At 70.0% G+C, this 12521-nt stretch carries 12 protein-coding genes and 1 pseudogene; 9 read left to right on the forward strand and 4 right to left on the reverse strand.

What is annotated here, in order from left to right; all coding sequences use genetic code 11:
- Window positions 1-572, forward strand: a pseudogene (locus tag ON39_RS05475) (phosphohexomutase domain-containing protein); the annotation flags it as partial.
- Window positions 573-587: 15 nt separating this feature from the next.
- Here the strand turns inward: ON39_RS05475 and ON39_RS05480 are convergent.
- The gene (locus ON39_RS05480) at window positions 588-2243 is read right to left on the reverse strand and encodes an ABC-F family ATP-binding cassette domain-containing protein (protein ID WP_040731728.1); all 1656 of its coding nucleotides are present in this window, start codon (window positions 2241-2243) and stop codon (window positions 588-590) included.
- 178 nt (window positions 2244-2421) lie between these two features.
- Between ON39_RS05480 and ON39_RS05485 the strand changes: the two genes are divergently transcribed.
- The 5 genes from ON39_RS05485 to ON39_RS05505 all read left to right on the forward strand — a co-directional run bounded on the left by ON39_RS05485 (window position 2422) and on the right by ON39_RS05505 (window position 5907).
- Entirely contained in the window at window positions 2422-2613 is a 192-nt protein-coding gene (locus ON39_RS05485; protein ID WP_040731730.1) for a PspC domain-containing protein, read from the forward strand.
- A 101-nt stretch (window positions 2614-2714) separates the two neighbouring features.
- Entirely contained in the window at window positions 2715-3023 is a 309-nt protein-coding gene (locus ON39_RS05490) for a DUF6802 family protein (RefSeq protein WP_040731733.1), read from the forward strand.
- A 107-nt stretch (window positions 3024-3130) separates the two neighbouring features.
- Complete coding sequence (locus ON39_RS05495) at window positions 3131-3463, forward strand: hypothetical protein (protein WP_040731735.1); 333 nt, start codon at window positions 3131-3133, stop codon at window positions 3461-3463.
- Window positions 3464-3502: 39 nt separating this feature from the next.
- Entirely contained in the window at window positions 3503-5431 is a 1929-nt protein-coding gene (locus ON39_RS45640) for a hypothetical protein (RefSeq protein ID WP_051186324.1), read from the forward strand.
- 128 nt (window positions 5432-5559) lie between these two features.
- The gene (locus tag ON39_RS05505) at window positions 5560-5907 is read left to right on the forward strand and encodes a hypothetical protein (protein WP_146251073.1); all 348 of its coding nucleotides are present in this window, start codon (window positions 5560-5562) and stop codon (window positions 5905-5907) included.
- Between the two features lie 13 nt (window positions 5908-5920).
- Here the strand turns inward: ON39_RS05505 and ON39_RS05510 are convergent, their stop codons facing one another.
- Window positions 5921-6778: a dienelactone hydrolase family protein gene (locus tag ON39_RS05510; protein WP_040731741.1), complete on the reverse strand. Its 858-nt coding sequence runs from the start codon at window positions 6776-6778 to the stop codon at window positions 5921-5923.
- 36 nt (window positions 6779-6814) lie between these two features.
- Between ON39_RS05510 and glmS the strand changes: the two genes are divergently transcribed.
- Window positions 6815-8698 (forward strand): glutamine--fructose-6-phosphate transaminase (isomerizing), encoded by a 1884-nt coding sequence (gene glmS / locus ON39_RS05515; RefSeq protein WP_040731744.1) that lies wholly within the window; start codon window positions 6815-6817, stop codon window positions 8696-8698.
- 110 nt (window positions 8699-8808) lie between these two features.
- Here the strand turns inward: glmS and ON39_RS05520 are convergent, their stop codons facing one another.
- A complete protein-coding gene (locus ON39_RS05520; protein ID WP_040731755.1) occupies window positions 8809-10005 on the reverse strand; it encodes an MFS transporter in 1197 nt (398 codons plus the stop codon).
- A gap of 138 nt (window positions 10006-10143) precedes the next feature.
- Between ON39_RS05520 and ON39_RS05525 the strand changes: the two genes are divergently transcribed.
- Window positions 10144-10635 (forward strand): MarR family winged helix-turn-helix transcriptional regulator, encoded by a 492-nt coding sequence (locus ON39_RS05525; RefSeq protein ID WP_040731746.1) that lies wholly within the window; start codon window positions 10144-10146, stop codon window positions 10633-10635.
- Window positions 10636-10656: 21 nt separating this feature from the next.
- Here ON39_RS05525 and ON39_RS05530 read toward each other — a convergent pair whose 3' ends face one another.
- A complete protein-coding gene (locus ON39_RS05530; protein ID WP_063713312.1) occupies window positions 10657-11088 on the reverse strand; it encodes a plastocyanin/azurin family copper-binding protein in 432 nt (143 codons plus the stop codon).
- Between the two features lie 94 nt (window positions 11089-11182).
- On the opposite strand from ON39_RS05530, the gene ON39_RS05535 reads away from it, so the two are divergent.
- A partial coding sequence (locus ON39_RS05535; protein ID WP_040731749.1) for an NAD(P)H-hydrate dehydratase occupies window positions 11183-12521 on the forward strand: 1339 nt, incomplete at its 3' end.

A 12521-nucleotide genomic window follows, 5' to 3' on the forward strand; every position in this document is an offset into this window, starting at 1 on the left:
GTCGTCGACGGCGACGTCATCCTGGCGATCCTCGCCCTCGATCTGCACGAGTCCGGCGAGCTGGCGAAGAACACGCTGGTCGGCACCGTGATGAGCAACCTCGGCCTGCACATCGCCATGCGCGAGGCCGGAATCACCTTGCTCACCACCGCGGTCGGTGACCGCTATGTGCTCGAGGAACTGCGCCGCGGCGGCTACTCGCTCGGCGGCGAACAGTCCGGGCACGTCATCTTCCCGAAGTTCGGCACCACCGGCGACGGCGTGCTCACCGGCCTGAAACTGATGGCCAGGATGGCGCGCACCCGGCGCAGCCTCGCCGACCTGGCCACCGTATTGCGCACGGTGCCACAGGTTTTGGCAACGTGCCGGTCAGCGACAAGACGCTGGTCGCGTCCGCGCCCGAAATCCGCGACGCCGTAACGGAGGCCGAGCGCATCCTCGGCGACACCGGCCGAGTCCTGCTGCGCCCCAGCGGAACCGAGCAGCTGGTGCGGGTCATGGTCGAGGCCACCGATCCGGCCCAGGCCAGGCAGCTCGCCGACGACCTCGCCAAGCGGGTCTCCTCGATCTGAGCGACGGACCGCCGGTCAGGCGGTCTCGGTGAGCTTGCCGAAGTCCATGTGCCAGCGCCGGGTCGCGTGCACGGTGTCCAGCATGCGGCGGTCGTGGGTGACGAGCAGCAGTGTGCCGGTGAAGGATTCGACGGCTTGCTCGAGCTGTTCGATGGCGGGCAGGTCGAGGTGGTTGGTCGGTTCGTCGAGGACGAGCAGGTTGACGCCGCGGGCCTGCAGCAGCGCGAGCGCGGCGCGGGTGCGTTCGCCGGGGGAGAGGGTCTCGCAGGCGCGCAACGCGTGTGCGCCGCGCAGGCCGAACTTGGCGAGCAGGGTGCGGACTTCCGCGTCCGGCCAGTCCGGTAGTTGCTCGCCGAAGGTGTCGGCCAGCGAGGCGGCGCCGCGGAACAGCCCGCGTGCCTGGTCCACCTCGCCGATCTCCACGCCCGAGCCGAGCGAGGCGGACCCGGTGTGCGGGGCCAACTTTCCCAGCAGCAGCGCGAGCAGCGTGGACTTGCCGGAGCCGTTCGCGCCGGTCAGCACGATCCGGTCGGCCCAGTCGACCTGGGTGGTGATCGGGCCGAGGGTGAACTCGCCCCGGGTGATCGTCGCCTCGGACAGCGTGGCGACCACCGAACCGCTGCGGGGCGCGGGAGCGATGGTCATCCGCAGCTCCCACTCCTTGCGCGGCTCCTCGACCACCTCGAGGCGCTCGATGCGCCGCTGCGTCTGCCTGGCCTTGGCGGCCTGCTTCTCGGTCGACTCGGCGCGCATCTTGCGGCCCGCCTTGTCCGAGTCGACCTTCTTCGGGTCGCGCGCCTTGCGCCGGGCGTTGCGGACGCCGTGTTCGAGCCAGTTGCGTTGCATCTGCGCTCGGGCCTCCAGGCCCGCCTTGGTGTCGGCGAACTCCTCGTAGGCCGCGCGCGCGTGCTGGCGGGCGATCTCGCGTTCGGTCAGGTACGCCTCGTAACCGCCGTCGTAGATCCCTACCTGCTGCTGCGCCAGATCCAGCTCGATGACGCGATTCACGGTGCGCGCCAAGAACTCTCGATCATGGCTGATCACCACCAGCGGCACGCGGACGCCGGTGACGAACTGTTCGAGGCGGGCCAGGCCGTCCAGGTCGAGGTCGTTCGTCGGCTCGTCCAGCAGCAGAATGTCGAAGCGGGACAACAGGACCGAGGCCAGGCCCGCGCGTGCCGCCTGGCCGCCGGAGAGGCCGGTCATGGGGGTGTCGAGGCCGCTGGGCAGGGTGGTGAGGAGGCCGAGGTCAGCGGCGACTTCGGCGGCCCGCTGGTCGAGGTCCGCGCCGCCTAGTGCTAGCCAGCGTTCCAGTGCGGGCGAATACTCGTCTTCGCCGCCGTCTGCGATGCGCTCCGCCGCGGCGTCCATGGCTCGCTGCGCCTCGGTGACACCCGTTCGGCGGCCGAGAAATTCGAGGACCGTCTCGCCCGATATCCGCTCGGGTTCCTGCGCGAGATAGCCGACGGTGGCGTCGGGCGGGCTCAGCGTGATGCTGCCGGTCGGCGTGCGCCGGTCCGCGAGCATGCGCAGCAGCGTCGACTTGCCGGCGCCGTTCGCGCCGACCAGGCCGATGACGTCGCCCGGGGCCAGGGTGAGATCGAGCTCGTCGAACAGAGTGCGTTCGCCGTGGCCGGCGGAGAGTCCGCGCGCGTGCAGAGTGGTGCTCACGGCCCCAAGTCTGCCGTGCTCGCGCGGGCCCGCCCGCACCCGGTCGGCTACTCGGGGTCGCACCCTGAGCCGGGGCCTGCGGAAATCAGGGTCGGCATCGGTCGCCGGACCGATGTGCCGGCGCGCCCGGCTCGGCAGAGTGGAGTTCGACAGAGATCATCACCAGAGAGGCAAGACCATGACCGCACCCGCCCGCCGTTTCACCCGATCCACCCACGACAAGTGGATCGCCGGAGTCTGTGGCGGCATCGCCGAGTACCTGGGCTGGAACGCCAACGTCGTCCGCCTGCTGTTCGTGCTCTCCTGCCTGTTGCCCGGCCCACAGTTCATCGTCTACCTGGTGCTGTGGCTGCTGATGCCGAAGAAGTGAGCCGAGGGGGGCTGCGTCGGGCTCGCGGGGATGTCAGGATGGAGCGATAGCGTTGTTGTCGGGTCATCGGCCGGCAGCACCAGTCGTGCTGAGGAGGAGTAATGATCACCTCGGGTGAATTGCCGGGCCTGGACCTGCCCTGTATCGACGCGTCCGCGTCGCTGGACGGCCTCGGCGCCATCGAACTGCACCACCCCACTCAGGACATCGACGGCGACGGCACCCTCGACAGCATCACCACCAACGGTGGCGACGCCATGCAGGTCTGGACCGACTACGACCACGACGGCCTGGCCGACCACGTCACCGTGGTCGAGCACGACGGCGACTACGCGGCGTGGGAATTCCACCGGCATCCCGACGGGTCCTCGGAGTGGGTCCGCACCGACAGAGGAAAGATCGGCGCGTAGGTCCGATCGCCGCGGGGCACGCGATCCCGCGGATCGGAGGGAACCGAACGTCGTCGAGGCGCGTCCAAGAAAGTATGGCGGCACTCGGCGAACACGGAGGGGCATAGATGACCGGCGATCCGAGCGGCATGGTCGGTGTCCAGACGGGGGAGCTGGGACGGCTCGCCGGCGACCTGCGGGTCTCCGGGCAGGCGGTGGCCAAGCGCTCGAAAGACGTGACCGACAACGAGTTCGGCCCCGCCGACGCGGGCGAGCACTACGCCGAGCACGGCAAGAAGATCCAGCAGGGTTTCGAACGCATCGCCCACTGGATGGAGAGCTGGGCCGAGGCGACGATCACCACGGCGGACGCGCTGGGGGCTTCGGTCGTGCTGTACTCCGACACCGTCCGGGAGACCGCCGGAGACATCGCGAGGGTCGGTCGTGAGATTCAGAACTGAGCGCCCGGACGTCCGCGTCTCGACGGCAGGGAGCTAGCCGTGGTCTTCACCGTTCCCGCACACGCGCGGATCAGCGAGTACCTCGACATCGGCTCGCGCGGCCTGCTGTACTTCGAGCACTTCGAGCCGCGCTATCGCCGGGCGTTCGGCGACCCACCCGCCGACCTCGCGACCTACGAGCAGCTGCACAAGCGTTTCTACGAACAGAACGGGTTGAACGAGGACAGGCTCTACAACGCCTCCGCCCGCCTGCAGGAGGTCCTGCAGGACGCGGGAGTCGAGGTGGACAAGCAGCGCGTCTCGGCGCAGGCCTTGCCCGCGCTGTGGCAGGGGCAGGCCGCCGACGCGGCGATCGACATGCTGAATCAGCAGGTCGCCCGGGCCGACGCGGACTGGAAGACCGCCGGAACGGCGTGGCGGGCGCTGGCCGGCTCGATCGCCGCGCTCCGCACCGCGGTGAAGATCAAAGCCGATGTCGTGCAGCACATTCTGGAGAACGGCGAGGCGGTGAAGATCGACGGGAAGACGCCGGAGGACATCGACGACATCATCTCCGGCACGTCGATCGTCTGGGGCAACTTCACCGAGAACAGCCTGCTCAGCAAGCTGCAGCGGCTCTTCCCGGAACTCGCCGAGGAGCGGGCCGCGGAACTCCTGCTGGGAATGATTCCGGGCACCGACTACCGCGACCATGTCCAACAGCGGTGTCGCGACTGGTTGGAGAAGGTTTTCCGGCCCGACTACGCGGCCAAGGTGCGCAAGTTCCGCGAGGCGTGCGACCTGACCGATCAGGCGGTCAAGAACGTCTACGAACCACTCATCGGTGCGCTGAATCAGGTGCCCGACACGGCTTACCCGCGTCCGGCGGGAGTGCCGACGCAGCCGAAGACCGAAACGCCGAAGGACACCGGCGTGCCCGTTCAGAATGGAAACCCCACCGCGCCAACGGTTCCGGCGAGTACGGTGCAGGCTCCGGTGCAAAGTAGTCCTTCCGCGCCGAGCAGTCCGTCGACACCCGGGTCGCCGACCGTCCCGGCGAGTACCGTGCCGGCCGCGGCGACGCCGAGTAGTCCGACTGTTCCGACTGTGCCTGTGTCGCCGAGCACGCCGACGACACCGAGCACGCCGACCACGCCGACGACACCGACTTCCCCGACGACGCCTACCACTCCGTCTACGCCGTCGACATCCGGCGCGCCGACGACGCCGACCGTCCCGAATACCTCATCGCTGGAGGGCCTACCCGCGCTCAGCCAGGCGGTGAGTCAGCTGTCGCCGTTGACGTCCGGGATCAGTCACATGGTCGATGCCGGGATCAGCTCCCTGACCGGACTGGTCAAGGACGGCATCGACAATGCGATGGACATGGTCGACGGGATCATCGACCCCACGCACGTCGACAAGGACGGTGACGGAAAGCCGGACGGTCGGCCTGCGGCCGAATTCGACGTCGCAGGCAAACATTTGAAGTTCGAGATGGGGCAGGACGGCCAGCTGAAACTGATGATGTCCGGGGGCGACGGCAAGCCGCAGGAGTTCAGCCTGCGACTGGACGAGCACGGCATGCCGGTCATCGCGATGAACGAACCCAAGGACGATACGTCGCCCGATTCTCCCGCCAAGCCCGAGTCGCCGGGCAAGCCCGACTCTCCCGCGAAGCCCGCGACACCCGAGTCCGCGAAGCCGGAATCCCCTGCGGCCCAGGGCGACAAGCCGTCACACACCGACCCCACCCCGGCCGCACCCCAGCAGGACAAACCCATCGACAAGCCGCCCGCCACGGAGGAGAACACCGGCCAACCCAACGCCCGCACCGGCACACCGCCACCCCTGCGGCGTGAAGAGGACGGCGAACACAAGCCCAAACGCATGCCGGGCGCGCAGAATTCGGAGGCGCCGTTCGACAGCGGCGCCGAACTCGCGGAGGCGGGTCCGATGGGCGATCTGGCCGAGGCCGGTCCGCTCTGAGCACGCGTCGGCGTGCCCACGAACCGGTAACCTAGGTGCGGACGCGGCGGGGCGCGTCGCGCGCGGAGTCGAGGGTCGGCGCACCGTCGCGAGCAGCTGTCCACCTGCGGATGGGGAGGATCGAGATCGTGAGTTACGCCGAGGAGATCGAGCGCGCCGCCGACGAATGCCGACGCCGCTCGGCCCAGCTGCTGGACGAACTCGAGCAGATCAACCGCGCGACCGCGGCCACCAGCCGCGAACTCGCCGAGACCTCGGCCGCAGGCATGCGGGAGTTCCACGCCGCGCACGCGGACGAGCTGGCGAAGGCGCGCGCCGAGTTGGCGGAGCGCGAGCGGCTCGAGACCCAGGCCCGCGAACAGCGCGAGGCCATAGCCCGCTCCATAGCTGCCCGCAAAGCCAACCGCGAGGTGCTCCCGGTCGATCAGGAAGACGAAGAGGCCGCCTTCTACCAGCGCGAATCCTGGCTGATCTAAACCAGTTACGCCGCTAACGGCGCAGCAGTGCGGCGAGCTGGCCGATCTTCAACTTGGGGGCGGGCGCGTCGTCCTTGGCCTCCGGGTCGATCACGGCGGTGTGCGGGATGTCCGCCTCCGGGTCGGCGAACACCGCGTAGGTCTTGTCGCCGGCCACGGTGGCGAGCAGGTAGCCCGCGAGCAGTGCGCGGGTGGTGCGGGCGGTCTTGGACTCGTGCTTGCCTCCGCCGACGGCGGCCAGCATCCGGCGGCCCTCGACGATGCCGTTGTGCGAGGCGCCGTCGATCGCCCGGAACACCGAGGGGCCGCCCCACGCGGTGGCGAGCGGGATGGCGTTGGAGCTGACCGAGGTCAGATCGGTGGCGCCGGCCAGGATCAGCGCGGGCGTGTCGAGTTCGGGTGCGAGGGTCTCGGCGGATGGTGCGGTCGGCGCCGGGAACAGCGCCGCCACGGCGGCGACCCGGCGCTGGGTGGCGGCGATGACGGCGGCGCCCGCGCCCATGCCGTGGCCGGCCAGCGCGAGCCGGTCGGGGTGCACGCTGATCGTGCCGTCGCCGAGCCGCACGCCGGTGCAGATGTCGAGGGTGGTGAGCAGGTCGGTGGCCAGGCCGAGGTGCGACGGGATCGGGCCGCGCTCGGTATCGGGGGCGGCGGCCACGAAACCCCAGGAGGCGAGGTGCTCGAGCAGGCTCCGGTAGTTGGCGACGCCGGTCAGCCAGCCGTGCCCGAACGCGACGGCGGGCAGGTTCAGCCCCGACTCCGGCGTGAAGACCACCCCCGGCTGCCCGGCGATGGCCAAGTTGCCGCGCAGCACCCGATGGGGGCCGCGGCTGGTCAGGGTGCTCAGGAGTGATTTCACAGACGCCGACACGACGAGAACGTTATCCGATAAGTACTCTGGTGAGCCATGTGCGGAATCGTGGGGTACGTCGGATACCGGGACGCGCTCGGCGTGGTCGTCGACGCGTTGCGCCGCATGGAGTATCGCGGCTACGACTCCGCCGGTGTGGCGATCGTGGACGGCGCGGGCGCGTTGGCGGTGGAGCGAAAGGCCGGCAAGCTGGCCAATCTGGAGGCAGAACTCGCCGAGAGCGGGCCGGGCCGGTTCGCGGGCAGCACCGGAATGGGGCATACCCGCTGGGCGACGCACGGCGCGCCGACCGACCGCAACGCGCACCCGCACCGGGACGACAGCGGCAAGGTCGCGGTGGTGCACAACGGCATCATCGAGAACTTCGCCCCGCTGCGCCGGGAACTGGAGGACGCGGGCGTCGAGCTGCGCAGCGACACCGACACCGAGGTCGCCGTGCACCTGGTCGCCAGGGCCTACGCCGGCGGGCCGACGGCGGGCGATTTCGCGGCGAGCGCGCTCGCGGTGGTTCGTCGGCTGGAGGGCGCGTTCACGCTGGTCTTCACCCACGCCGATCACCCAGACCTGATCTTCGCGGCGCGGCGCTCGACGCCGCTGGTCGTCGGCGTCGGCGCGGGCGAGATGTTCATCGCCTCGGACGTCACGGCGTTCATCGAGCACACCCGCGAGGCGGTCGAGCTCGGTCAGGACCAGGCCGTGGTGATCACCGCCGACAGCTACACGGTCACCGACTTCGCCGGCGCCGACGCGACCGCGGGCACCCGGCCGTTCACCATCGACTGGGATCTGGCCGCCGCTGAGAAGGGCGGTCACGACTACTTCATGCTCAAGGAGATCGAGGAGCAGCCCGCCGCGGTCGCCGACACCCTGATCGGGCACTTCAGCCAGGACTCCGACGCCGCGGGCCGGATCGTGCTCGACGAGCAGCGCCTCGCCGATCAGGAGCTGCGCGACTTCGACAAGGTTTTCGTGGTCGCCTGCGGCAGCGCGTACCACTCCGGCCTGCTGGCCAAGTACGCCATCGAGCACTGGACCAGGCTGCCCGTCGAGGTGGAGCTGGCCAGCGAGTTCCGTTATCGCGACCCGGTTTTGGATCGTTCGACGCTGGTCGTGGCGATCTCGCAGTCGGGGGAGACGGCGGACACGCTGGAGGCGGTGCGCCACGCCAAGGAGCAGAAGGCGCGCGTGCTCGCGATCTGCAATACCAACGGCGCGCAGATTCCGCGCGAGTCCGACGCGGTGCTCTACACCAGGGCGGGGCCGGAGATCGGCGTCGCCTCCACCAAGGCGTTCCTGGCTCAGGTGACCGCGAACTACCTGGTCGGGCTGGCCTTGGCGCAAGCGCGCGGCACCAAGTACCCGGACGAGGTGGCCCGCGAGTTCGCCGAGCTCGAGGCGATGCCGAAGCTGGTCGAGCGGGTGCTGGAGACGGCGCCGCGGGTGCGGGCGATCGCGCGCGAGCTGGCGCACGTGTCGACCGTGCTGTTCCTCGGCCGCCACGTCGGGTATCCGGTGGCGCTGGAGGGTGCGCTCAAGCTCAAGGAGCTGGCGTACATGCACGCCGAGGGCTTCGCGGCGGGCGAGCTCAAGCACGGTCCGATCGCGCTGATCGAAGAGGGCCTGCCGGTGATCGTGGTGATGCCGTCCCCGAAGGGCCGCGCGGTGCTGCACTCCAAGCTGCTCAGCAATATCCGGGAGATCCAGGCCCGTGGCGCGCGCACCATCGTGATCGCGGAGGAGGGCGACGACACCGTCCGTCCCTTCGCCGACGATCTCATCGAGATCCCCTCGGCCCCAACCCTTTTCCAGCCCCTGCTGTCCACGGTCCCCCTGCAGATCTTCGCGGCCGAAGTAGCGCAGGCTCGTGGCTACGACGTAGACAAGCCACGCAACCTGGCCAAGTCCGTCACCGTCGAATAGTCGGCGCACAGTAGCTTTTCACGCCAAACACCCCGAATCGCCAAGTGGTTCGGGGTGTTTCGCGTGTAGCCGCTATTCGTGACCTGTACCTCGGCGGGTGACGAGCACGGTCAGATATTCGCGGCGGCGACTGCGGGTTCGGGTGAGGTGTGGACTCCGGTGGTCGAGCGCCGTTCCAGGGCACCGGACCAGACGGCCAAGCCTAGGGCGACGAGGACCAGGGCGACACCGACCCAGTTGGGTGCTGTGTAGCCGAGGCCCGCGGCGATGACCAGGCCGCCGAGCCACGCGGAGATGGCGTTGCCGAGGTTGAAGGCGCCGATATTGACCGCGGAGGCCAAAGTCGGTGCGCCCGCGGCCTGGTCGAGCACGCGCTTCTGGAGCGGCGGCACGGTGGCGAAGCCGAGCGCGCCGATGAGCACGACGGTGATCGCGGCGGCGATCTTGTTGTGCGCGGTGATCGTGAACAGGGCGAGCACCACGGCCAGGCCGCCGAGGGACAGGTAGAGCATCGGCATCAGGTGCCGGTCGGCGAACTTGCCGCCGATCAGGTTGCCCGCGAAGAAACCGACGCCGAACAGCACGAGCAGCCAGGTGACCGAGCTGTCGGCGAACCCGGTGACCTCGGTCATCATCGGCGCGAGGTAGGTGATCGCGGCGAAGACGCCGCCGAAGCCGAGCACGGTCATGGCCATGGCGAGCAGCACCTGCGGATTGCCGAAGACGGCGAGTTCGGTGCGCAGCCGCGCGTCCTGCGGCGCGGGCTGCTCCGGCACCAGCAACGCGACCCCGACCAGGCCGATGAGGCCGACCAGCGCCACGATCAGGAAGGTGAGCCGCCAGCCGAACTGCTGGCCGAGCAGCGTGCCGAACGGCACGCCGACCATGGTGGCGACGGTGAGTCCGGTGAACATGATGGCGATCGCGCCCGCGCGCTTGTCCGGCCGCACCACCGCGCCCGCGACTACCGCGCCGATGCCGAAGAACGCGCCGTGCGCGAGTGAGGCCACGATCCGCCCGGTCAGCATCAGGCCGAAAGTCGGTGCGAGCGCGGACAATACGTTGCCCGCCACCAGCAGCACCAGCATGCCGAGGAGCATGCGTTTGCGCGAGATCCGCGTGCCGAGGCCGGTCATCAGCGGTGCGCCGAGCACGACGCCGAGCGCGTACCCGGTGACCAGCAGCCCCGCGGTGGGGATGGACACCGCGTAGGTGTCGGCGATGTCGGGCAGCAACCCGACGACCACGAATTCGGTAGTGCCGATTCCGAAGGCCCCGAGGGTCAGGGCGAGGAGTGCGAGCGGCATGAGCGAGAGCCTCCACATTGGATTGCATCTGAGCCTTACAGGCGTCAACAATAATTGCAGACGCGTGATAATTGCAAGCGCGGGCTATCTCGATCCTCATCTATCCTGGAGAGACAACCTCCACGCGGAAGGAACACAATGACCGCGGATGCCGCCCTGACCGGCTTGGCCGATGGCTGGTACGCACTGTCGCTGCTGCACGATCGGATCGAGGCGCACATCGAACGGGCACTGCAAGGCGGCCACGACCTGAGCGTCCGCGAGTACTCGCTGCTGGTGGTGCTGAGCCGCCAGCACGACGGACCGGGCGGACACCTGCGGATGAATCAGGTGGCCGAGGCAGTGGTGCTGAGCCAGAGTGCGACAACCCGCCTGGTCACCCGCTTGGAGGACCGCGGTCTGTTGCAGCGCTACCTGTGCCCTGATGATCGACGCGGGATCTACACCGACGTCACGCCCCCTGGCCTGGCCCTACTGGAGCAGGCGCGCCCCACCCACGACGCCGCGCTCGCGAGCGCGCTCGGCCAAGCCGCCGCGGACCCCGAACTGGCTCCGCTGGTGGCCGCCGTGGAGGCGCTCAACACGAGTTCGGCCCGCAGTGCGCGGACCCGGCAGTATCGCCCGGTCTAGACCACCCGGCAGAGCGCCGCCCTACTGAACGGTGATGGTGCCGCGCATCTCCGGATGCAGCGAGCAGAGGTAACGGTAGGTGCCCGGGACCGTGAAGGTGTAGCTCCAGTCGCCCTTGTCGATGATCGGGCTGTTGATGCCCATCGCCTTGTCGCCGATGCCCTGCACGGTATGCGGGGCCTTGTCGGAGAAGTGCCAGGTGACAGTGTCGCCGGTCTTGACGGTGACGTCGGCGGGGGTGAACTTCATGTCGTCCACGTCGACCGTGACCGCGGCGGGTTTCGTATCGCCCGCGGGCTGCGAGGTGGTGGTCGTCGGGTGCGCCGGGTGTCTCGTGGTCGTCGCGGCCGTGTCGGAGTCGCCGCCGCCACACCCGGCTACCAGCAGCGCCGCGGCCACCGCGCACCCGGTGACAACCTGCGTGAACCTTGCGCGGGGCTTGACCATTGGCATGACGGCCAAGCGTAGTCTGCTGTCGTTGGGGGCCCGCGCGGCACCGTCGGCGTCGCGGGTGACGATCGAGCAGTACCGGAGTGGAGGATCGCCCATGTCCACGCAGCGGGGTTATTTCACCGCCGACGAAGTGCGCGCGGCCGAGGCCGAGCTGTTCACCAGGGTCCCGGACGGTGTGCCCATGCGGCGGGCGGCGTACGGTCTGGCCACCGTCGTCGCCGGCGAGTTGCGGGCGCGCACCGGCGGCGTCGCCGGGCGCTCGGTGACGCTGCTCGTCGGCTCCGGCGACAACGGCGGCGACGCGCTGTGGGCCGGGTCGATGCTGCGCCGCCGCGGCGTCGCGGTGACCGCGGTGCTGCTGAATCCGGCCCGCGCCCACGCGAAAGGCCTTGCGGCGCTGCGTGCGGCGGGCGGGCGGGTGCGCGAAGAGATCGGCGAGCCGGACCTGGTGATCGACGGCATCGTCGGCATCTCAGGCCGCGGCCCGTTGCGACCTGACGCGGCGGAACTCGTTGCGGCACTGCGTGCCCCGATCATTGCCGCCGATTTGCCGAGCGGGGTCGACCCGGATACCGGCGCGATCACCGGGCCCGCCGTGCGCGCCGATGTCACCGTGGCCTTCGGCGCGTACAAGCCGGTGCACGCCTTGGCCGCGTCGCAGTGCGGGCGAATCGAGCTGGTGCCCATCGGTTTACGGCTGCCCGAGCCGAAACTGGCTGGGCTGGAACCCGCTTCGATCGGCGCGAGCTGGCCGGTACCGAAAGCGGCCGACGACAAGTACTCCCAGGGCGTCACCGGCGTCTGCGCCGGCAGCGCCGAGTACCCCGGGGCCGCGGTGCTGTGCACCGGGGCGGCCGTCGCCGCGACCTCGGGCATGGTCCGCTACGCGGGAACCGGCGTCGCGGACGTCCTCGCCCACTTTCCGGAGGTCATCGCCACCGAACAGGTCTCCGATGCCGGCCGGGTCCAGGCCTGGGTCTTCGGCCCCGGTGCGGGCACCGACGCCGATGCCCGCAAGCGGCTCGCCGAGATCCTCGCGACCGACCTGCCCGTGGTGGTGGACGCCGACGGCCTCACCATGCTCGCCGCCGAACCCGGCCTGGTCCGCGGCCGCCCGGCACCGACCGTGCTGACCCCGCACGCAGGCGAATTCGCGCGACTGGCCGGAGCGGAGGTCGGCGCGGACCGGGTCGGCGCCGTCCGTTCCCTCGCCGAGGAGTGGCAGCTCACCGTGCTGTTGAAGGGGCGCGCGACGCTGGTCGCGACCCCCGGCTCCCCGGTTCTCGTGAACGAGGCGGGTGCGTCCTGGGCCGCCACCGCGGGCGCGGGCGACGTGCTCTCCGGCGTCATCGGCGCTCTGCTCGCCGCCGGTCACGCACCCGCCTTCGCCGCCGCGGCCGCCGCCCGCGCGCACTCCCTCGCCGCCAACCTCG

The organism is Nocardia tenerifensis NBRC 101015 (genome assembly GCF_000308715.1).
Classification (GTDB): Bacteria; Actinomycetota; Actinomycetes; order Mycobacteriales; family Mycobacteriaceae; genus Nocardia; species Nocardia tenerifensis.